This is a genomic window from Rhodococcus jostii NBRC 16295 (assembly GCF_001894825.1).
Taxonomy (GTDB): domain Bacteria; phylum Actinomycetota; class Actinomycetes; order Mycobacteriales; family Mycobacteriaceae; genus Rhodococcus_F; species Rhodococcus_F jostii.
Genome location: NZ_BCWY01000036.1, coordinates 1 through 21,192, shown reverse-complemented (window position 1 = coordinate 21,192; position 21,192 = coordinate 1). Strand labels below are relative to the sequence as shown.

19 protein-coding genes and 2 pseudogenes are annotated in these 21,192 nt (G+C 67.4%); 4 read left to right on the top strand and 17 right to left on the bottom strand.

Annotated elements, in window-relative coordinates:
- Position 1: 1 nt before the first annotated feature.
- The 3 genes from RJ1_RS22780 to RJ1_RS22770 are packed head-to-tail and all read right to left on the bottom strand — an operon-like array spanning position 2 to position 2,989.
- Positions 2-1,213, bottom strand: coding sequence for a MalY/PatB family protein (locus RJ1_RS22780; protein WP_073364211.1), 1,212 nt, complete (start codon positions 1,211-1,213; stop codon positions 2-4).
- Positions 1,210-1,683: a DinB family protein gene (locus RJ1_RS22775; RefSeq protein WP_073364209.1), complete on the bottom strand. Its 474-nt coding sequence runs from the start codon at positions 1,681-1,683 to the stop codon at positions 1,210-1,212. Before RJ1_RS22775 ends, RJ1_RS22780 begins: the two co-directional genes overlap by 4 nt.
- A 34-nt stretch (positions 1,684-1,717) precedes the next feature.
- A complete protein-coding gene (locus tag RJ1_RS22770; protein ID WP_240320118.1) occupies positions 1,718-2,989 on the bottom strand; it encodes an MFS transporter in 1,272 nt (423 codons plus the stop codon).
- Positions 2,990-3,275: 286 nt separating this feature from the next.
- On the opposite strand from RJ1_RS22770, the gene RJ1_RS22765 reads away from it, so the two are divergent.
- A complete protein-coding gene (locus RJ1_RS22765; RefSeq protein WP_073364206.1) occupies positions 3,276-3,836 on the top strand; it encodes a CGNR zinc finger domain-containing protein in 561 nt (186 codons plus the stop codon).
- Between the two features lie 6 nt (positions 3,837-3,842).
- Here the strand turns inward: RJ1_RS22765 and RJ1_RS22760 are convergent, their stop codons facing one another.
- From RJ1_RS22760 to RJ1_RS22710, 11 genes are all read right to left on the bottom strand, one after another.
- Positions 3,843-4,727: a DUF8686 domain-containing protein gene (locus tag RJ1_RS22760; protein ID WP_073364204.1), complete on the bottom strand. Its 885-nt coding sequence runs from the start codon at positions 4,725-4,727 to the stop codon at positions 3,843-3,845.
- Positions 4,728-4,777: 50 nt separating this feature from the next.
- The gene (locus RJ1_RS22755) at positions 4,778-6,253 is read right to left on the bottom strand and encodes an aldehyde dehydrogenase family protein (RefSeq protein ID WP_073364203.1); all 1,476 of its coding nucleotides are present in this window, start codon (positions 6,251-6,253) and stop codon (positions 4,778-4,780) included.
- 22 nt (positions 6,254-6,275) lie between these two features.
- Positions 6,276-7,049 (bottom strand): SDR family oxidoreductase, encoded by a 774-nt coding sequence (locus RJ1_RS22750; protein WP_073364201.1) that lies wholly within the window; start codon positions 7,047-7,049, stop codon positions 6,276-6,278.
- The gene (locus RJ1_RS22745) at positions 7,049-7,963 is read right to left on the bottom strand and encodes a dihydrodipicolinate synthase family protein (protein WP_073364200.1); all 915 of its coding nucleotides are present in this window, start codon (positions 7,961-7,963) and stop codon (positions 7,049-7,051) included. The genes RJ1_RS22750 and RJ1_RS22745 overlap by 1 nt, the downstream gene beginning before the upstream one ends.
- Positions 7,964-7,985: 22 nt before the next feature.
- Positions 7,986-8,780, bottom strand: coding sequence for an enoyl-CoA hydratase-related protein (locus RJ1_RS22740; RefSeq protein WP_073364198.1), 795 nt, complete (start codon positions 8,778-8,780; stop codon positions 7,986-7,988).
- Positions 8,777-10,042, bottom strand: coding sequence for a CaiB/BaiF CoA transferase family protein (locus RJ1_RS22735; RefSeq protein WP_073364197.1), 1,266 nt, complete (start codon positions 10,040-10,042; stop codon positions 8,777-8,779). Before RJ1_RS22735 ends, RJ1_RS22740 begins: the two co-directional genes overlap by 4 nt.
- On the bottom strand, positions 10,039-11,403 hold the full coding sequence (locus RJ1_RS22730; protein WP_073364195.1) for an FAD-dependent oxidoreductase: 1,365 nt from the start codon (positions 11,401-11,403) through the stop codon (positions 10,039-10,041). The genes RJ1_RS22735 and RJ1_RS22730 overlap by 4 nt, the downstream gene beginning before the upstream one ends.
- A 14-nt stretch (positions 11,404-11,417) precedes the next feature.
- Positions 11,418-12,713 (bottom strand): MFS transporter, encoded by a 1,296-nt coding sequence (locus tag RJ1_RS22725; RefSeq protein WP_143049037.1) that lies wholly within the window; start codon positions 12,711-12,713, stop codon positions 11,418-11,420.
- 222 nt (positions 12,714-12,935) lie between these two features.
- Positions 12,936-13,574 carry a helix-turn-helix domain-containing protein gene (locus RJ1_RS22720; RefSeq protein ID WP_240320120.1) on the bottom strand — a complete coding sequence of 213 codons (639 nt, stop codon included), beginning with the start codon at positions 13,572-13,574 and terminating at the stop codon, positions 12,936-12,938.
- Positions 13,575-13,697: 123 nt separating this feature from the next.
- Complete coding sequence (locus RJ1_RS22715) at positions 13,698-14,123, bottom strand: hypothetical protein (RefSeq protein WP_073364190.1); 426 nt, start codon at positions 14,121-14,123, stop codon at positions 13,698-13,700.
- Between the two features lie 151 nt (positions 14,124-14,274).
- Positions 14,275-15,789, bottom strand: a complete 1,515-nt coding sequence (locus tag RJ1_RS22710) for an MFS transporter (RefSeq protein ID WP_073364189.1) — start codon at positions 15,787-15,789, stop codon at positions 14,275-14,277.
- Positions 15,790-16,119: 330 nt separating this feature from the next.
- On the opposite strand from RJ1_RS22710, the gene RJ1_RS22705 reads away from it, so the two are divergent.
- Entirely contained in the window at positions 16,120-16,797 is a 678-nt protein-coding gene (locus RJ1_RS22705; RefSeq protein WP_073364187.1) for a hypothetical protein, read from the top strand.
- 16 nt (positions 16,798-16,813) lie between these two features.
- On the opposite strand, the gene RJ1_RS22700 is transcribed toward RJ1_RS22705, so the two are convergent.
- The gene (locus tag RJ1_RS22700) at positions 16,814-17,662 is read right to left on the bottom strand and encodes an alpha/beta fold hydrolase (RefSeq protein ID WP_073364185.1); all 849 of its coding nucleotides are present in this window, start codon (positions 17,660-17,662) and stop codon (positions 16,814-16,816) included.
- A 159-nt stretch (positions 17,663-17,821) separates the two neighbouring features.
- On the opposite strand from RJ1_RS22700, the gene RJ1_RS22695 reads away from it, so the two are divergent.
- Complete coding sequence (locus RJ1_RS22695) at positions 17,822-18,568, top strand: response regulator transcription factor (RefSeq protein ID WP_073364184.1); 747 nt, start codon at positions 17,822-17,824, stop codon at positions 18,566-18,568.
- 20 nt (positions 18,569-18,588) lie between these two features.
- Here the strand turns inward: RJ1_RS22695 and RJ1_RS22690 are convergent, their stop codons facing one another.
- A complete protein-coding gene (locus tag RJ1_RS22690; protein WP_240320122.1) occupies positions 18,589-19,113 on the bottom strand; it encodes an alpha/beta fold hydrolase in 525 nt (174 codons plus the stop codon).
- A gap of 151 nt (positions 19,114-19,264) precedes the next feature.
- A pseudogene (locus RJ1_RS47835) lies at positions 19,265-19,513 on the bottom strand (IS110 family transposase); the annotation flags it as partial.
- A 490-nt stretch (positions 19,514-20,003) separates the two neighbouring features.
- Here RJ1_RS47835 and RJ1_RS22680 point away from each other — a divergent pair.
- A pseudogene (locus RJ1_RS22680) lies at positions 20,004-21,192 on the top strand (transposase); the annotation flags it as partial.

Here is a 21,192-nt window from a genome sequence, read left to right as displayed (position 1 = left end):
TTTACGTCAGCGTGCAGGGGTCGAGGTCGGTGAGTGCGTCGGTGATTCCCGAGAGCACTCGTTCGAGAAGCGCGTCCGACGTGGCGAAGTTGATCCGGATGAACCGGCCGTCGGTCTTTCCGAAGGGGTCGCCGCCGTCCACCAGTACGTGTCCGGAGCGGCGGATCCGGTCGATGGGATCGGCGACAGGCAGCGTCGAGACGTTCACCCAGCTGAGGTAGGTGGCCTCGGGCAGGTGGTGTCGGGCCGTGGGTAGCGTCCCGGTCAGGGTGTCGTGCACGCGTAGGCGATTGCGGTCGAGGACGCGCGTGAGGGTGTCCTGCCAGCCATGCCCGTGCTGCCATGCGGCGAGGGTCCCGGTGACCCCGAGCACCGACACCGCGCCGTAGAGATCCGGGGGTTCGCCGTCCCGGATCGCCAACAGATCTTTGGGGCCGTAGTGCACTACCGCGCAGCGCAGACCTGCGAGGTTGAAGGCTTTGCCGGCGGACGTGAAGGTCACGGTCCGGGATGCGGCATCGTCGCTGATCGAGGCGAACGGAATGTGCCGGTGCGGTTCGTAGATCAGTTCGGCATGGATCTCGTCGCTGATCACGAGGAGCGCGTACCGCTCGGCGAGTTCGGCGATGCGTTCGAGTTCGCGGCGTGTGTGCACTCGACCGGTCGGATTGTGCGGGTTGACGAGGACCAATACTTTGGGGCGACTCTGCGCCAGTGTCCGCTCGAATTCGTCGAAGTCGAGAGCCCACCCGTTCTCGGTATCGACGAACGGGAACTCGACGGTTCTGCGCCCCATGGTTTCGATCGTTGCCAGGAACGGCGGGTAGTTCGGGGTCTGGATCACCACCGAATCCCCCGGTCGGGTGGCGAGATGCAGGATCAACTGCAGGGCCTGGATCAGATCGGTCTGCTCGCGCACGTCGGCGGGGTCGACCTGCCAGCCGTAGCGGTCGGACATGCGCCGGGCGAACTCGGCACGCAAGGGGGTGCCGTGCAACCAGTTCGGGTACCCGAGGTCTCCGCGGTCGATGACGTCCTTCAACGCGGCGCGGATCTCCGGTGCGACGGGAAAGTCCATGTCGGCGACCCAGGACGGGAGGGCTCCGGCTTCGACGGCGCGCGCCCATTTCACCCCGGTGCGCCGGGACAGTTGGCTGATGTCGAGATCGTCGAATCCCGGGAATCGAGGGGCGGGGGTGATCGAGGTAGTCACAATGCTGCTTCCACGGGGACGGTCGACAGGGCGTCGCGGGATACCTCGACTTGGCCGTGGTGCTGCGCCAGTTCCTCGAGGACATGAAGGAGGACACCGTTCGGTGTCAGTGCCCGACTCGGCCCCTCATAGTCGGCGGGCGGGGTATTCGCCAGCGGCGCAACGGGATCGAAAAGCTCGAGATCATTCTGCAGCCGCGAACGCAGTTCGGTGACCACGCGGGTGAGGTCGGCGATGGTTCCCGTGGCAGTGAACTCGGCCGCACGGTCACGGTTACTCTCGCGGCCCCCGATGAGGTGCCCGATCCAGTAGTCGGCCACCTCGGTGCAGTGGTAGGTGATCGCCCACGGGGAGTTCGCGCCGTCGAAGGGTGGTGCCTGATTGGCGCGCTCGTCGCCGAGTTCGCCCAGGACCGCGAGCATGCCGTCGAAGGCGCGGTCGAGAAAGTACAGGTATTCGTCGCTGTTCATGGGTTTCGCTTTCGTTGTGCGATGCGGGCGAGTGTCAGTGAATCTGTTCGAGGACAGCGTCCTTCGTCTCCGGCAATCGGGTTAGGACGATCAGTGCACCGATCGCGAACAGGACTGCGCTGGTGGAGAAGACCAGTCCGGTGCCGCCGAAGGAGAGCAGGAAGGGGACCGCGATGGGTCCGAAGACCGAACCCAGCCGCCCCAGCGCTGTCGCGGAGCCGACTCCCGCGCCGCGACTGCGGGTGGGAAACAGCTCCGGGGTGTACGCGAAGATCGAGGAGAACATGCCGAAGAAGAAGAATTGCAGGAACGATCCGGCGAGGATCAACTCGACGGTGCCCGCACTCTGGCCGTAGAAGAAGGCTGCGATGCCCGCTCCGATGGTGTATCCGGCAAGGCAGTAGCGCCGTCCGAGCCGCTCGATGAGGTACGCGGCCGAGAGGAAGCCGGGGATCCCCCACAACGCCATGGCGAGGACGAACCCGATGCTCCTGGCGACGTCGAGGCCGTTGTCGGTGAGGAGCTTGCCGATCCAGGTCGTCAGCCCGTAGTAACCGGTCATCAGGCAAAACCACACTGCCCATACCGTCAGGGTGCGCGCTTTGTGTTCCGGAAGGAAGAGTGCGCGAAAGCCGCCCTGCGTGATGTCTTCACCCTGTGCGCCGGGAACGGGCTCGGGTTCGGGTAGCGGTCGGCCCGTCGCTGTCCGTACCGCGCTCTCGATGGAGGTCAGGGTGCGTTCCGCTGCGACCGCGTGTCCCCGCGAGACCTGCCATCGTGGTGACTCCGGCAGGTTTCGCCGAATGATCAATGCGACCACGGCCAGGGCCGCCTGCATGAGGAAGAATCCGCGCCACCCGAACGTCGAGGCGACCAGGAGGTAGGACACTGCGCCGGCCGTGATGAACCCGATCGGCCACGCTCCCTCGAGCAGGGCGGCGTAGCGCCCACGCTTCGACGAGGGCATGAACTCGGCGAGGATGGCCGCGGCTACCGGGAACTCCGCGCCCATGCCGACACCGAGCAGGAACCGGAAGGTGAGCAGGGCCTCGAAGTTCCAGGACAGTGCCAGTCCGATGCTCGCCAGGCCCCAGACGATGATGCTGTATTTGAACACCCGCCTGCGGCCGAATCGGTCGGCGATCGCGCCGGCCCCGACTGCGCCGAAGAACATCCCGGCGAAGCTTGCGCTGCCGAGCACTCCGGTCTGGGCCGCGGTGAGCGAGAAATGGTGGCTGATCGGCGACAGCAGGAACGTCATCGCGCCCAGGTCGATCGAATCGAAGAACCATGCGGTCGCAATCACCAGGAAGAGATTTCGCTGGACCCGACACCACGGCAATCGCTCCATCCGGCTCGCGATCGAGGCGGTCGTTATCGAGGGCGAGGTGGACTCTCGGGTCGGCGCAGGCACGCGCGCATCGTCGTACATGGAATCCGGGCTCCTTAGGTGAGAACACTGGCTGAATGAGTTCCCGCAGCCGCCACTGATCGAAAGGGGATCAGGGTTCCAGTAGCGTCACCACCCTAGGGGGTGACGGGAATCATGGAAGAAGTTTGAACTCGTTCGCGTCACCTGTCAAGATGGTGACGTGAACGAGTTCGTGTATGTGAGTGGGCGGCATTGCCTCGACTTCGCCGGCACCATCCTGTGGCGTCGAACGCTGCGCACCGAACTACTCGAGAAGCCGGAAGACCTTCGGCACTGGGTCGACGGAGCGAACCTCTGCGACGAGATGGACCCGCCGTCGTCCGGCAGCGTCGCCGACGCACAGCGCCTCCGGGAGGCGATCTACAGCGCCGTCACCGCGTCGCTGACCGGAAGCGCTCACCGCGCGACCCAGGAGGAGGTCAGCCTTCTCAACATCGCCGCCGGGGGTCCGCTGCCCGCCCTGACCCTCTCCCGCGAGCGCGACACAACCAGCACCGGCTCGCCCGACAACGTCCTGAGTCTCCTGGCCAGAGACACGATCGAGCTGATCGGATCGGCGGAGATGACGAAGGTGAAGGAGTGTTCGAACCCGGACTGCACCCGGTTGTTCGTAGACCTCTCCCGCGGCTTCTCACGCCGCTGGTGCGGAATGGCGGAGTGCGGCAACCGGATCAAGGCCGCAGACTATCGCCGGCGCAAGAAGTTGCAGAGCATCGACTGAGTGCACTCAGGGGGTCGGCGCCTCGCTGTCGCGCCACCAGCAGAACACGAAGAGGGCCAAGGACGCGACGAGGGTGGCGACCACCCACACGGTGAGGGCGATGTCGACCCACGACCCGATCGGCGGGCTGCCCGGGAGTATTCCGCGCAACGGCACCACGGCGAACAGCATCGCGGCCATCCATCCGAGCATGTCGGTGTTGACGGCCCGCTTGCGCCGGAAGGTCTGCAGTGCGACGAACGCGGCCAGCACGGCGAGCGTCGTCATCATCAGCAGTAGGATCCCGGCGTAGATGAGGTTTCCGCCGGTGCGTGCGAACGTCACCTCGGCGCCGGTGCCGTTCCGGGAAACGTCGGTGTCGACCTCCACCGGTTCGGCGCGCGCCTTCCAGCCGTCGACCCGGCCGTCCAGCAGCAGGCCCGTCGGCACCAGTTCGCGGGCGGCGCCGAGACCCTCGTACGCCTCCACCACCATCGGATTCACCTCGAACCGGTCGAACGGCCACAGGGCCGCGTTCCCATCCGTGATGAATTCGGTGTCGAACGTGGTGGGGGTGGCGCCCTCCCGGAACACGATTTCCTCGTGGCTGGTGGTGGGGAGGAGCAGGAGGGTGATGTTCCGGTTCAGCGTGTCGCCGTTGGCGTGAAGGTAATCCGCACCGACGCCGATCGTCACCTCCGCCTGCAACCGGTCCGTCGCCGGCTGCAGGGACTTCGCCGTCACCAGCACCATCACCTCGTCGTGGCCGGCAGCGATCGGTCCGTCGTCCCCGGTCTCCCGGCTGCTCAGCCCGTAGACGGTGAGCGACGCCGCGTAGATGAGCGCGAGCAGAAGCGCCGGCGCGACCCACACGAGCCGGCTGCGCGCGGAGACCGGAGACGCGGCTGCCATCGTCGCAACATACCGCCGTCCGCCGTGGCTGGTCGGGTTTCGTCTCGGGATCAGACTCCGGTGTAGACGGTCTTGCCCCAGGTGTAGAAGTCCACCGCGGTGCGGCCCTGCTCCCGGAACGTGTTGGTGGAGGAGTCCTTCACGCCGCCGAACGGCACATTCAGGTCCAGCCCCGCCGTGGGGCGATTGATCTTGACAATGCCGGCCTGCGCTCGGGCGGCGAAGTCCGTCGACCGGGCCAGGCTGTCCGTGCAGATGCCCGCGGTGAGCCCGTAACGAGAATCGTTGACGGCGGCGAGGCCCGCCTCGTAGTCGGCGACCTCGACGACGGCGACGACCGGGCCGAAGATCTCGTCGGTGACCGCCGGGTCGTCGAGCGGCAGATCGGTGAGCACCGCGGCGGGGAAGAAGAACCCGGCGGACGGGTCGCCGTCGTAGTCGCCGTGCCGCAGTGTGGCGCCGCGCTCCACGGCCGACCGCACCGCCGCCTGGTCCTGCTCGAACTGTCGGCGGCTCACCACGGCACCCATGCGGGTCGTGTCCGCCGAACCGTCACCCGGAACGCAGAGCGCGGCCTGCTCGATCAGTTCGTCGAGGAACTGGTCGCGGATTCCGGGTGTGACGTACACGCGGGACGTGGCGGTGCAGGCTTGCCCGGTGAGACCGAACGCGCCTGCGGCCACGACCTGGGCTGCGTTGTGGGCGTCGTCGAGCACCAGGACACCGTTCTTACCGCCCATCTCCAGCTGGACCCGGGCCCGGCGGGCATTGAGGATGTCCTGCAACCGCAGCCCGACGGCGGTGGACCCAGTGAAGGACAGTCCCGCGACCCGGGGATCGCGTGCCAGGGCGTCGCCCACGACCTGCCCCCTGCCGTGCACCACGTTCAAGACCCCGGCGGGAAGGCCCGCGTCGTGGAGGGCGCGGGCGAGGTGCGTGGCGGACAGGGGGGTGAGTTCGGCGGGCTTGAGCACCACCGTGTTCCCCGAGATGAGTGCGGGGGCGGTCTTCCACGCCGGGATGGCGATGGGGAAGTTCCACGGCGTGATGAGCGCGAAGACGCCGAGGGGCTCGCGGCGTGTCGTGATACCGGTCCCGGGCAGCCCGCTGGGCAGGACCTCGCCGGTGCTCGCCCAGCCGAGGGAACCGAAGAACCGCAACACGTCCACGGCACGTTTCACTTCGCCGCGGGCTTCGGCGAGGGTCTTGCCTTCCTCCCGGACGAGATCCGCCGCCACCGCGGATTGGCGTTCCTGCAACAGGGCGGCCGCCGCGATGAGGATCGCGCCCCGCGCCGGTGCGGGGAGCGCCGCCCAGGCCGGCTGGGCCGCGGAGGCGGCCGCAACGGCCGCGTCCACCTCTGCGGCGGTGCCGCCGGGGGAGTAGGCGGCGAGCTCGTCCGGGCGGGCCGGGTTCCAGCGCGGGGTGTCGGCCCCGCCCAGCCATTCGCCGTCGATGAGGTGCTGCGCCGTCGGCGTGGACTGCGGGAGATCGGAGACGGTGGTCTCGGGAATGGTCGTTGTCATCGTGGTCCTTGGGTCCGGAGGGCTAGAGGTTGCGGATCAGGCCGCCGTCGCATCGGAGTGCGACGCCCGTGATGTACGACGCCGGGGCGCTGCACAGGAATGCGGCGGCGGCACCGAATTCCACGGGGTCGCCGTAGCGGCGGGCCGGGATCGTCTTGCGGGATTCGAGTTCGATGTCGGTGACGGTGACACCCCGCCGCTTCGCTGCGGCGACGTCGAGTTCGGCGACCCGGTCGGTCGCGATCCGTCCCGGCAGCAGCAGGTTGACGGTGACGCAGTCGAGGGCCACCTCGGCGGCGAGGGTCTTGAGGTAGCCGGCCAGCGCGGCCCGCCCCGTGTTGGACACCGCCAGGTTGGGCAGTGGGGCGGCGATACCGGACGATCCGATGGCCAGGACTCGACCCCAGCGGCGCTCGCGCATGCCGGGCAGCACCCGGGAGACGAGCGCGTGGTGCGGGCGGAGCAGGAGATCGAACGCCGCCGTGAGATCGTCCGAGCCCAGGGTCGCCGCGGCGCCCGGTCGCGGTCCCGGACCGTTGAGGACGAGGATCTCGACCGGTCCGAGCTCCGCCTCCGTGCGGGCGATGGCGGTCGAGGTGCCCTCCGGTGTGCTCAGGTCGGCCTCGACGGCGATGGCACCGTCGAGTGACGTCGCGATCTCCTCGGCACGATCCCGGCGCCGTCCGGTGATCGCGACGCGGGCACCTTCGGCGGCCAGGGCGCGGGCGACCGCGAGGCCGAGCCCGCCCGTCGAGGCGGCGACGAGAGCCGCCTTGCCGGCAATCCCGAGATCCATCAGATCCTCCCGGCCGTGAGCGCCTCGCATGCTCGCGAAGCCTCGGACAGGTGCCTGCGCAGACTGTCCCGGAGCGCATCCGGGAACCCTGCGGCCGGTGCCCGGACCGCGGAATCGCGGATCAGACCGCGCTGCAGCAACAGTTCCTTGCGCACGGCGAGAGCGATCTTGGCCTGCTGCTCGAAGTTGACGAGCGGCAGGAAGGGCTGCAGGACGTCGCGTGCGTCCTCGTACCCGCCCCGCCGCCAGGCCCGCACGCAGGCCACCAGCGCCTCCGGATAGGAGAATCCCGTCATGGCGCCGGCCGCACCGGAGGCCAACTCGTCCAGCAGGCCCTGCCCGCCGAGCCCACCGAAGACCGAAACATCCACGGCAGCAGTCAGTTCGGCGATCGCCACGGATGTCGGCGGCGCCTCGGCCTTGACCGCCGTCACGAACTCGCAACGCCGCACGACGGCCGCTACCGACGCAGCGCCGATGGTCACACCGCTGGCCGCGGGATAGTCCTGGAGGACGATGCGGGCGCCGGTGACACGGTGGACGGCCTGCAGATGGTCGGTGACGACGTCGGGGTCGGCCGAGTTGGCCTGCACCATGAACGCTCGGATCCGGTCGCCGGCCACGGACTGGGCGGCGCGGATCTCCTCGACGACCGGTCTGGTGGCGAGGGCGGTGACCCCCACCACGAGCGGGAGATCCGAAGCCTCGGTCACCGTCTCGAGGACCAGTGCCCGTTCGTCCGTGGACAGTGCCGCGGCTTCACCGAACACCCCCAGCACCGTCAACCCGACGGCGCCGACCGTCCCGTAGTGCTCCACGAGATTCGCGAGGCTGTCGGTGTCGACATCCTGCGTGCTGCCGATGAACGGTGTGGCGACAACGCCCCACACCCCGTGTTCCAGTGATTCACGCATAAGTGCTTCCTTTCCCGTTCCGCTATTCGCCGGACCACACCGGGGCGCGCTTCTCCTGGAACGCCAGCACGCCCTCGGCGGAGTCCTTGCTGTCCAAGGCGTCCATGAGCGCGGGAAGCCGCAGCCCCCGCGCCTCGACGGCGGTGAGATGCCCGGTGCGCGTGACCATCTGCTTGACCGCCCGCACCGAGGTGGGTGCGCACGCCAGGATCTGCTCGAGCCACCGGTCCACGGCGGCGTCCAGTTCCTCGGCCGGGACCACCTCGTTGACCAGTCCCATGGCCTGCATCTCGGCTGCGCCGGCTTTACGTCCGGTCAGCAGCAGTCCCATGGCCTGGGTGTAGGGGACCCGGCGCACCAGTTGATGGATACCGCCGTCGAGCGCCAGCCGACCGACGCGCGGTTCCGTCAGCCCGAAACGGGCGCTGTCCGATGCCACCACGATGTCGGCACCCAGAACGATCTCCATGCCGCCGCCCAGCGCGTAGCCGTTGACCTTCGCGATCACCGGCACGTCGAGGGTGGTGCGCAGGCTCAGTCCGCCGAAGCCGTTGGCGTCCAGCTCGGCCCAGTACTCGAGGCCGGTCTTGTCCACCGCCGAGGAGCTCATGTCCGCTCCTGTGCAGAAGGCCTTCGGCCCGGCACCGGTGACCACCACCGCGCGGATGCCGCGGTCGTGTTCCAGCTGCTCCCAGATGTCGTTCAGGCGTGCGGTGGTGGGTCCGTCGACGGCGTTGAGCACGTGCGGGCGATTGATCGTTACGGTGGCCACACCGTTGTCGATCGTCAGGATGACGTCGTCGGCGTTCCCGGTCATGCGAGAACCCCCAGTTCGATCAGACGGCCGATCGCGTCGTCGTCGAAGCCGTGTTCCTTCAGCACCTCGGCGTTGTGTTCGCCGAGACGGGGTGCGCTGTGCCGGATGGAGGGTGGGGTGGCCGAGAGCCGGATGGGTGCGTTGAGCATCTTCACCGTGCCGACGCTGGGATGTTCGGCTTCCACGATCATGCCGTTGACCCGGGTCTGCTCGTCGGCCAACGTCTGCTCGAGGGTGTTCACCGGCGCGTTCAGCAGGCCCTCCTCCTCGAGTTTCTGCGTCCAGTACTCCGTGGTGTTCGTCGCGAAGCGGTCCCGGAAGATCGCCTGCAACGCCGGCTTGTTGTCGAACTGGAGTTCCTTCGTGGCGAACTCCGGCCGGAGCGTGAGATCCTCGTCCAGGCCGAGGGCACGGGAGATGTGCAGGAGCGGGTCGGCGGTGAATCCGCCGACCATGCAGACTGCTCCGTCCGTGGTGGGGAAGACGCCGGTGAAAGGCATTGCGCCCCAATTGACTTCGTAACCGCGGTTGAGTTGCATGCATGCCTCCTGCATCTGCATGTGCAGCATGGAGTCGTACATGGTCACCTCCACCTTCTGCCCGGTGCCGTACTGCTCGCGAGCACGCAGCGCCAGCAGGATCCCCTGCATCAGGTGCATGCCGGTGGTGTAGTCGCACAACGTGGTGGGGTAGACGACGGGCGGCGCGTCGTCCGACTCACGACGCCACATGACACCGGAATATGCCTGCGCGATCGCGTCCTGACCCCCCTTGTGGGAGTAGGGACCTTCCGTCCCGAAACCGGTACCGGACGCCCAGATGATCCCGGGGTTGTCCTGCTTCAGTTCGTCGTAACCGAAACCCATGCGTTCCATGACACCGGCCCGGAAGTTGCTGACCACCACGTCCGCATCGCTCATGAGCCGGCGCAGCACCGCCCGGCCGTCCTCGCTGCGTGTGTCCACGCTGATGCTGCGCTTGTTGCGGTTGATCGCCAGGAAGATCGGGTTGTCCTGCCCGTCCGGGTCGGGGAACGAGTTCCGGGCGATGTCACCGGCACCGGGTCGCTCGACCTTGATGATGTCCGCGCCGTAGTCGCCCAGCATCTGCGTCGCGCTGGGGCCCATGTAAACCTGGGTGAAGTCGACGATCTTGATCCCGGCCAACGGCAGCCCGGGGACCCCGCGGTCCGAGACCACGGTCGGGGCCGGGCCGGCGGGTGCTGCGGACAGGTCATGCAACTCTGCGGTGGTCGTGCTCATGCCGATACCGTCGCTTCCTGGTCGATGGTGGCGTTGGCGGAGGGAATGTCGCCCGGGTCGGCGCCGTGACTGCGCATGCCTGCCTGGATGTCGAGGGCGGACACCCCGCGGACAATCACGTCGTCCCGGACGGCGATGGCCGCCGCGACGCCGACGGCCTGCCCCATGGCCATGCACGGCGGGATCTCGCGGGACATCTTCTGCGCGTCGGGTGTCGCGGAGTAGTGGCGCCCGGCCACCAGCAGTTGGTCGACTTCCTTGGGGAGCAGCGACCGGTACGGGTAGTAGTAGTCGCGTCCGCGGGCCACGGAGTCCGCGAAGTGCCGCCGCGTGGTCACGTCGTCCTTGGTCATGACGTACTCGCCCTCGAGGAGGCGGGTCTGCCGGACCCCCAACTGGGACGCGACGTCCACGATGTAGCAATCGCCGAAGCCCGGAAGGTGCTCCTTGACGTAGTCCACGGCCTCGCTGATCCGGTCGCGGGCCGCGAACTCGGCGGACGTGAGGTCACCGGGATCGGTGCCGTCGAATCCGCTCATGTGCGGGGCGTTGCACCAGACCACACCGTTGAGCGGGGTCTTGAGCCACCACAGTTCCCAGGCGCCGCCGAGGAGTCGCTTGATCTTGCGGTTGATCGCCCGGGCTTCCTTCGGATTCTCCTGTTCGAAGCGTTCGGCCGCCGCCGTGTCCACACCGCCGAGGCGGAACACGAGCGTGGTGATGTAGCTGTCCTTGATGTGGCCGGCCCCGGCCCGGGATGCCACGTCGATGTCACCGGTGGTGTCGATGACGACGTCGGCGAGAAACGCCTGGGGACCGGACTTGGTTTCGCACACCACACCTGTGACGACACCGTCGTCGACGATGGGACGGGAGAACCAGGTGTGCAGGCGGAGGGTGACGCCGGCCTCGCGAACGAGGTCGTTGGAGACGCGCTTCCAGCCGTCGGGATCGAAGGCGGCGGCGTAGCAGATCGGTTTGGGAGTGGTGTGGGAGTGGAAGTCGAAGGTTCCGTAGCGGCCCCACTTGTTCCACAGTTCCGTGGAGGTCGTGCGGTCCTCTCGGGGCGGGACGACGGCGAGGCCCAGGGCCTGGAGTCGTTCGACGTACTCGGAGACAATTCCGGTGACCGTGATGTCCTGGCCGTTGATCATGTCGTCGAGGACCAGCACCATGCCGCCGGACGCCAGTCCGCCCAGCGACGAGTAACGTTCCAGCAGCGTGACACTGGCTCCGGAACGGGCCGCGGTGACGGCGGCCGCCACACCTGCGGGGCCACCGCCCACCACGAGTACCTGGGAGCGGTTGACGACGGGTGCCACGAGGTCGTGGCTGGTGATGCGCAGATCGAGAGTGCTCATGGGTGGTGAAGTCCTTACTTTCCGACGAAGATGCCGTTGACACGGCGGGCAAGCAGGTAGAAGACGATGCTGAGGATGGAGAGAACCGCGACGTAGACCGGGAAGATCCAGGTGGCGTTCACGGATTGGAACCAGACGAGCAGGTAGGACGCGGTGCCCCCGAAGAGCGCGACGCCGACGCCGTAGCCCAGTGACACCCCGGCTCCGCGGCAGTTCTTCGGCATCAGTGAGGTGCTGACCACGTTGTACAGGGTCATGTTCAGCACCAGGATCACCGAGCCGCCCAGCAGCACGACCGCGAAACCGCCGATTCCGGGTCGGACGTACATCAGCATGAGGAAGACGGCGGGGACGGCCAGGGCTCGGGTCCAGAGGAACCAGGTCGACATGGCCTTGCCGTCCGTCAGCTTGCCGACCACCCAGCTGCCGACGACCAGGACGACACCGAGTGCCGTCGTCCAGGCGAAGACCGCGGTGGGATTTTCCTTGAAGTTGCTGCGTGCGGCCGTCGGCAGCCCGACGTTCCACGCGTAGTTGTAGGCCTGGGCGGCACCCACCACGAAGATGATGGCGAGGACGCTGAGCCAGTGCTTGCGGACCCCGGTCCAGACGGCACCGGTGGTGTTGTCCGCCAGTTCCTCCGGGCGCATCGTCTCGGGGAGTGCGCGGCGCAGGTACACGACGACGATGCCGAAGACGGCGCCGATGGCGAACGGAATCCGCCAGCCCCATTCGCCCATGGCCGCCCCGCCGAGGGTCAGGCTGCACAGGAAGCTGACGAGGGACGCCAGGAGAACGCCGAGGTTGACGTAGAACGACATGACGCCCGCCACGAGGCCTTCCCGTCCGGCGGGGACGAGTTCCACGGCGTGGGCGGTCGAGAGCGGCGCTTCGATGCCGGTGGAGACGCCCTGGACGATCCGGCATGCGACCAGAATGGCTCCGGCCCAGGCGCCGATGTGGGCGTAGCCGGGGGTGATCGCGATGATGAGGGTGGTCACGGCCATCGTGCTGATGGAGATCAACATGACCCGGCGGCGGCCGATCCGGTCCGCCAGGGTGCCGAGCATGACGCCGCCCAGCGGCCGGAACGCGAAGCCGACCGCGAAGACGGCCAGGGTGTTCAGCGTCGCGCTGAGTGGGTCGGTGGAGGGGAAGAAGTTGGGTCCGATGAAGGCCGACAGGAGTCCGAAAACCATCCAGTCGTACCATTCGAGGGCATTGCCGAGGCCGAGGCCGAGGAGGCCTTTGCGGACCTCAGGGCTGAGGTGTTGCTGCCTTTTCGCTGCGGTGACAGTGGTGTCGAGCAATGGTCTTGTCCTTACGCTGGCACCTCGAGGGTGCAAGAGGGTATGACGCATCACGGCAACGGGATGCGTTGTGTCCGGTCGCGTAGGCGACCCGACAGTAAGGAAGGTTGGAACGACGGCCGGCGGTGGTCGCCGGACTCACCACGGTGTGGTGCGTCGACCCAATTCGCTACGCATACCTCTTCGTAGCTGTAGTGGTACCGGGCGCGCTCGGCGCCGAGCTCACCACGCGTGTGGCGCGTTGACCCAGATCGCTACGCAGACCTCTTCGTAGCTGTTCTTGTACCAGTGCGGAATGTCCGAGGAGAAGGTGATCGAGTCACCCGCCTCCAGGGAATGGCATTCCCCGTCCAGGTAGATGTCCTTGCGGCCGGCCAGAATGATGCCGAATTCTTCGCCGCTGTGACGGAACGGGGTTGCGCTGGTGTCGTGCCCGGGCGGGGTTTCGATCCACTGCGCCTCCAGAGCGCCGTTCTGATCGGGAGTGAGCAGTTCGTAGACCGCCTCACCCATCGACTTCTTGGTGACGCCGATGAGATTGCGCCGCTCGTGTTTGCGCACGACAGGCGACTTGCTGTCCGGCTGGCCGATGAAGAATTTTCCGACCGGGATGTCCAGCCCGTGGGCTAGCTGAGCCAGGGTGGTGAAGGACGGGTTGGCCAGACCGCGTTCGATCTGACTGACGCTCGCCTGGCTGAGACCAGTGACTTCCGAGAGTTGGGCAAGCGTCATTCCCTTCTCCTTGCGCATCGAGCGAACCTTGTTACCGACGGTGGTCAGCAGCGCGCTCGTTGCTGCGGGAGTGTGCGCCGGGCTCTCGGTGGTCATTGGCGTTCCTCCCGCTGGGGTGACCTGACTCACCGAACTATAGTGAAGATCTTCAGCGAGTCAATGACTTTCTTGAATATCGTAAAAAAATTCAGTAAATCCACCATTCCGGATGTCGGTGCGACGAAAGACGGTGCCGGATTCACCGCCCGGTGGTCAGCAGCTGCGGGACCGCGACAATCCGCCGAGCACGAAGCCGAGCCCCATCCCGAGCATCCACACGTCCTTCGCGACGGCGATGCCGTTCTCGTTGGGCCAGATGCTGCCGGGATTCCGCAGAGCAGGTGTCCGGGCGTACATCGCCACGAGTCCCCCGGAGAACGCGGTGAGTGCCGCACCCGCCAGTGGGGTCGGCACTATCGGAGTGAGCAGCGCTGCGCCGGTACCGATCTCGGCGGCCGACAGCAACTTGATGAATCGTTCCGGCGGAATCGCATTCAGGAACGGAAACGCCCCCGCCGCCATGCCGTGAATGGCCCCGGCGGTCTGCTCGTCCGCCGACCTCTTCTGCATCCCCGAGTGGAGGATGAAACCCCCGGTCGCGATCCGGCCGGGTAGGTCGCCGAGTGTGGGAAGTTGCATGGTGGTCTCCTGTCGTCCGAGTCGAGCCGGAGAGCGGTCTCCTCTTCCCAGCCTCCCACTCGGCCGGCGGCCGGGAGTGGTTTCGACGGAGTGCGGGACACGTCGTCGCCGCGACCCCCGGGGGAGTCGCGGCGACGACGGTGTCGGGTGGCTAGTGGGCGAGGACGACCGCCGCGTCCTCGTCGGCCGTGGTCGCCGCGCCGGGTGCGCTCAGCTGGGAGATCCGTCGGGGCAGCGCAAAGGCCACGATCGCACCGAGCAGAGCGGAGATCGCGCCGATGACGAACGCGATCGTGATACCGGTGTCGGTGTAGAAGACCGCACCCTGCATGACGGTCGCGATGTGCGAGTTCAGCACGGAGAAGGCGATCACCGGCAGGATGGCGGGCAGGATGCTCTGGAACACCGCCACCATGCTCGCCGTCGTCGCCTGCAGCTGCGGCGGCACCGCGGCGATGAGCAGGTTCGGGATCGACGCGTAGCCCATGCCCATTCCCACGCCGAGGAGGGCGGCGAAACCGATGAGGAGCGCCTTGTCGTCGTGGATCGTCGCCGTGAGCAGGCAGGCCGCGGCCATCACGAGCATGCCTACGATCATCAGGATCCGCGGGCGGACATTGCGGGGCACCAAGGTTCCGACGATCAGTCCGCCGATCACCACCGCGCCACCCAACGGCGCCTGGAAGATCGCGAATCCTTCTGCGCTGATTCCGAATCCGTAGCCGAGTCCCAGGATCGCCGGGGTCATGCACATCATCGGGAGCATGATCGTGAACACCGAGGACGTGCCGTAGCAGAATCCCGCGCCGAGCGCCGTCAGGAACACGGGCCGCTTGCCGAAGAACCGAATGTCGATCAACGGGTCCGCGAGCAGGCGGGCAGACACGACCCACGCCACCAGCAGGGCGACACCGCCGGCGATGAAACCGATCGTGGACCCGGACTTCCATCCCCACGACGGTCCGAAGCTCACCCCGACGAGAATGCCCGCGAGTCCGACGCCCAGGAGCGCCGCGCCGATCAGGTCGATCCGCGACCGCAGACGCACCGACGATTCGGCGGTCGTCGCCCGGATCAGCACGCTGAGGATCACCAGGCCTGCCAGGAAGAACCAGAAGATGCTGCGGAACCCGAAGTTGTCGATCAGCCAGCCGGTGAAGAACGGCGCGGGAATCGCGATGAGTCCCATGCCACTCGTGGCGATACTGACCGCCAACGCCACCGTCCGGGTGGGGAAGACGTCCCGGATGAGCGAATAGCTCAGGAACAGGCAGGGCACGAGCAGACCCGTCAGGGAGCGGCCCGCGATCAGCACCGCGTACGTCGGTGCGACCGCGGAGATCAGCGAACCCAGCGCCGACAGGCCGACGGCGATCAGCAGAAGCCTGCGTTTGCCGTGTGTGTCGGCGAGTTTGCCGATCAGTGGACAGGTGATCGCACCCACCAGCAGGAACGATGTGAGCAGCCACGCACCCTGGGTCGTCTGGTAGTGGGTGACGATCTGCGGCAACGCGATCGAGATCATCATGTAGCTGACCGCGAGCATCTCCAGGAGTAACACGATCGAGGCGAGCGAGAAGATCAGGCGCGGCGTCCATCGCTCGGCAGTGCTGTCCTGCTGTCGCGAGTGAGCCGATCCGCCGCTGGGCGCATGGGTGACCATCATCGAGGTCCTTTCGGGTACCTGCACGGGAACTCCCGGCCCCGCCGCGGCACTGCGGCAGGCCCGAGCCGGGCGGTAGGGGTGGGTGGTCACATTCGGTGGTCGAGGTCTCGTGAATGTGTAATTGACATCACAGTTCTCGGGCATCCGGCACGCCATGCGGCGTTCCGCCCAGCGGGAGGCCGACGCATCCGACGTGCACGCCCCCCGGGAAAAGGCCAGTTCGCGCACTCGAATCGGGCGTAGCAGACGCCTCGGTCGGTTTCCTCGCCGGGCCGGACCAGTTGACGCGAACCACTGATTCCGGCTCCGCCCTCGAGCGAGGATTACCTCATGGCCGACACGCAGGACCAGAAGCAGTTCCGCCTGCTGAGGACGCCGCGCTCGGCGGCCGTCGCGGGAATCGTCTTCGCCGCACTCTTCTCCACCAGCCTCGTCCTGATACACACCGCACTGCCGGCCGACCCGTTCGACGAAACACCCTGGGTGGGAAGCGGGGAGACGCGGATCAAGACGGCCCTCGTGCTCGCCCCCTTCGCGGGAATCGCCTTCCTGTGGTTCATCGGCGTGATCCGCGACCGTCTCGGCGACCTCGAGGACCGCTTCTTCGCGACGGTGTTCCTGGGCAGTGGACTGCTCTTCCTCGCGATGGGTTTCGTCTCGATGGGAACGGCGGGCGGCGTCCTCGCGATCGCCCGTCACTCCGGCAGTTCCGCGGACGAGATCGTCTACTTCGGCCGCGAGATCATGCTGCAGATCAACCACGTGTACGCACTGCGCATGGCCGCGGTGTTCATGATCTCGCTGGGAACGATCTGGCTCCGGACCGGACTGATGCCGCGCTGGCTCGTCGTGACAACCTACCTGATCGCCCTGGCCCTGCTGGTCGTCGTCAGCTTCAGCATCTGGACGACGTTGGCGTTCCCGGCCTGGGTGGCGGTGATCAGCGTCTACATCCTCGTGACCGGACGCCGCGTGAGGGCCGAAGCCGCACGATCCGTGGCGCAATAGCGTCCCGGTGGCCCGCTCAGCTGCGCGCCGGCGTCGTCGAGACGAAGTCGTCGATGATGTCCACGACCGCGGCGGGATCCTCCAGGTGCGGGTAGTGTCCGACACCGCTCAGGACGGCGAGCCGGCTCCCGGGCATCGCCTCGTGCGCCGCATACCCGTGCGCGACCGGGATGATGCCGTCCGAGTCACCCCAGATCAGTTGCGTGGGAAGACCGGCGTTCAGGTACAGGCGGTTCAGTGCGCTCACCGCCTGCCCCCGGTGATCGACCACGGCGCGCAAGGTCCGCAGGAACGCCTGACGGGTCTCCGGATCGGACAGGGACGAGTAGGCGTGCCACATCTCGTCGCCGCGCACCGACTGGATCCCCACCGCCGCCAACCAGCTGCGGACCTTGTTGCCGGCGTCGCGAATCGCGGGGGGCGCCATCAACGGCAGGAGAAACTCCGACCCCGGCGCGGCCAGCAACCGCAGCGTCCAGTTCACATCCGGTCCCAGCCCGCCGCTGCCGATGAGGACCAGGCGGTCGCACAGTTCGGGATGCTGATAGCTGAACTGCATCGCCACCCCGCCGCCGAGTGATTGCCCGACCACAGTCACCCGATCGATGTCCAGTTCCTGCAGGAGGTCCCGCAGCCACGCGGCGAACGCGCCCAGCGAGTAGTCGCCGCGCGGTTTGGCCGAGTCGCCGTGGCCCGGCAGATCCGGCGCCAGCACCCGGTACCGCTGCTCCAACTGAGGGAGAACAGCACGCCACGTCGCGGAACTCCCCGCCATCCCGTGGACCAGCAGCAGCGTCTCGCCCTCACCGCTCATCCGGTATGCGACTTCGTCCCCGTGCAGCGCGACGTACTGGAGCTGGGACATACAGCGACCTCCCGATCGGGTGATGCAGCGGTCTCCACGGTAACGATAGGGGAGTTCCGGTCGATATCGTCATCAACTGCGGCGTGGGAACTTGATCTTCGCCGCCTGTTGATCTGTCCGGCACACCCACAGCGAGGCTCGAAAACAGGAGGAACCCGCATGAACTCTGTGTCGAGCCCGGCCGTCGCCCGTCCCCGTGTGCTGCTCATCGACGCCGACGTGGACAGATCCGTCGTCGACCGCCTGCGGAATGCGGGGTTCTTCGTCACCAGAACCTACGCGGAACCGGTGCGGTCCCGCCTCGAACCACCCGACGTCGTCATCGTCGACGCGCGATCACCACACCTCGACGCCCTCACCACCGTGCGCGCGTTGAAGGCAATGCGGTTCGCGCTCGCCGTCGTCGTGATCGGCACCTTCCGGTCCGGAAACCGTCGCAGCGACCTCCTCGAGGCCGGCGCCGACGACGTGATGGAGATTCCGGTCGGTGCCGACGAACTCGTCGCACGACTCCGCGCGATCCTCCGGCGCGTCAAGCCCGACGTCCCCGCGACCACACCTGCCGACGCGCAGGACCTCTGCCTGTGCGAAGAGCCTCACGAACCCGACCACGACGGGCTGCGCACCACGCTGACCAGAACGGAATTCATCCTCTTCACCGTGCTCGCCCACAACGTCGACAGAGTCGTCACCCGCCGCGACCTGATGCTCATGGTGTGGGGTGTGACCGTGGAGTCGAAGACGAACGTCCTCAACGCGTACATCTGCTCGCTCCGGCGGAAGCTGGTGGCCGTCGGTTCGCCGTATGTCGTCCACACGGTGCGCGGCGTGGGATTCTCCCTGGGAGAAGTCGACCATTCGGGGAACATCGTGCCGACACGTGAGGTGCCGGTCGCCGCCTCGTAGAGTGCGCTGGGGCACGACAGTCAGGACGAGGCGAAGAATTCGAGCACGTATTCGAGCACCGCGTCCGGCCTTTCGTCGACGACGAAGTGCGAGGCGCCGTCCACGAACTCGATACCGAAATCGTCGGTGTGCTCCTCGAATCCGCCGAGGAACTCCGGGCGCACGATGGGGTCTTCCGCGCCGACGAGCACCCGAGTGGGTGCGCGAAGCCGACTGTGCCCGTACGCCCCGGTCATGATCCGCGCGGCCTCGGGCATGACGAAACGGCGGTACAGCGCGGACGCGGCGCCCGCGCGGGCCGGTTCACGCAGCCGGCCGACGAAGAGTTCGACGTCCTCATCCGACCACGTGTTCCGGTCGCTGGTGAAGCCCCGCAGCAGGTGGTGCGTCAACCGTTGACGTCCCCGGCCCAGCAGTCGCGGGCCGAGGACAGGTGCGGCGATCACCGGTTCGAACCACCCGCGCCGCGCGATCGTTCGCAGGAACCGTGAGCCGAACCGGACGAACGGGTGGGGGACAGCGAGGCTCTCAACTGTTGCCACCATTTCTAATACTATCGAGTAGGTTCTGACACTGTCTGTCGATGCGAATTGGTGAGACTGGGGAATACTTGGGCATGTCGGTAGTGGGGGTGCGCAAGTCGGCATAGGAGGGCCGGTTGCCTTCCCGGCGCACCGGTTCGGGTCACCGAATCTGCGGGACCATCGCCACGCGTGCGCCGTGGCGACGGAACCACTCCGCCAGCACGATCCACGCGTTCCGGGTCGGCTCGACCACCACGGTCAGCTCAGCCGGATCGGGCAGGTCCAAGTCCGCCCACAACCGTTCCAGATCGGCCGGCCGTGTCCAGAACTTCCGGCCACGCCATACCGTGGCACCATCACGGGCCAGCGTCGCCTGATGCTCCGCCCGGACGGCCACGTCGATCCCCAACGTCCATGCCATCGTCATCGCTCCTGTCGGTCCACATCCCTGTTCACCAGGTGACTGACCATCGCGGCCACGGCCCAGACATTCTCCAAGCAGGGGTCCAGGCCTACCGGCCGGCTCCACTTTCCCGAACAAGGACACCGCTCGACCAGACACCGAGCCCGCAGACGACCCACTTAAAGGCCAGGGATCACCAAGTGTCCCGGTCGGACGTTCGGCCCTGCGGACTCCTCTCAGAGGCTAAGTGTCGGAGGTCGGCGTTACAGTCGAGGTCCTGCGAGGCAAGCGCGGCACATCGCTTGGGGGGGAGTTTGATGGAGGACGTCATGGCACGGCTGGCATCGTTGTCCGGCCGGTTCTCTCCGCCGGGGTCGAAGCAGAATCATCACTGGCTTCGGGGCGACGCCGCCGCACGGCTGGAACAGGGTTAACCGATGAGCATCTCGGGCGATCGCAGGTCATCTCCGAACGCAACGGTGCTCGCCGATCGTGCATTGTGCCCGGCATGACCAGGCCGGGATCGACTGCGCCGCGGCAGTTCGCGTTCACCACCCGCGCCCATGTGGCGGTCGACGGCGTGACCGGGGAGCCGATCGGCCTCGACGACGTCGACACCCGGGTGGGGTGGCTGCTCGACCTGATCACCGCCGCGAGTGGCGAGTTGGTGTCGCGGCTGTGGCAGCCGGCGACGTTCGATGTCCTCGCCGCCGGGCTGGACCGCCAGGACCGCAGGCTGCCCGCACAGGGGCATGTCGCCGCGGCCCGCCTCGGCTGGACTCCGATCTACCCGGTCGGGGTCTATGTGCCGTCGCGGGTGAGCCGGGTGGTGACGGCGCAGGTGATGGCCACCTTGCGGACCCTGGCCTACCGCGACACCGCGATCACGGCACTGTCGGCCCGATTCGATCCGACCACCGGGGTTGTGGCGCCGCCGGCCGGGCCGGGCGACGCTGTGCCACCGGCTTTCGCGCGGGGCGTGCGGCGCCAGCTGATTGCCCGCGCCCGCCGCGGTGGCGGGGCACCGGGCGGCCCGTTGCGGATCACCGACGTGCGGATCACCGACGTGCAGGAACCACCGCAGACGAGCGCGATGGCCCGGCTCTCGGCGGCCGATCGGCAACTCGCGCAGATCACCTCGACGAACGGTGAGCTGGTGTTGACGGTGAAGCTGCCGACCTGCCCCGTCCCGGCGGGGCGGGCGCAGTGGCGCAGTGTCCGGCTGACCGCGACCATCCCTGCGCATCTGTTCGGCCGGGCGATCACCGATTGGCATCTGCCGACCCTGGTCATCGACGGCCGGGGCCTGCTGTGGCGGTGCGCGGCCACCGAGATGGTGCCTGCCGCCGACCTCACTGCCGGGGCGGTCGCGGTGGGGGTCGATTGGTCGCCGTCCACTCTGGGTGCCGCCGCCATCGTGGCAGAGGGTCCCGGTGGGTTGTCCTCGGATTACCGGGGATGGACCTACGACGACCGCGGCCTCGGGATCAAACTGGCCCGCCTGCAGGCGGAGGGGCAGCTGCTGCACGCCAAGGCGGCCCGGTTGACACGGCTGGCCGCCACCGCCCCGCCCGAGGTTCGCGCTCAGCTGGAGGAGAAGATCGCCGTCCTCGACGAGCACCGCACCGCGGTGGGTATCAAGAGGGGGTGCCTCTCTATTTGTCAAGCCGCCCTGTCGGATTCTTTCTCGTGTTGTC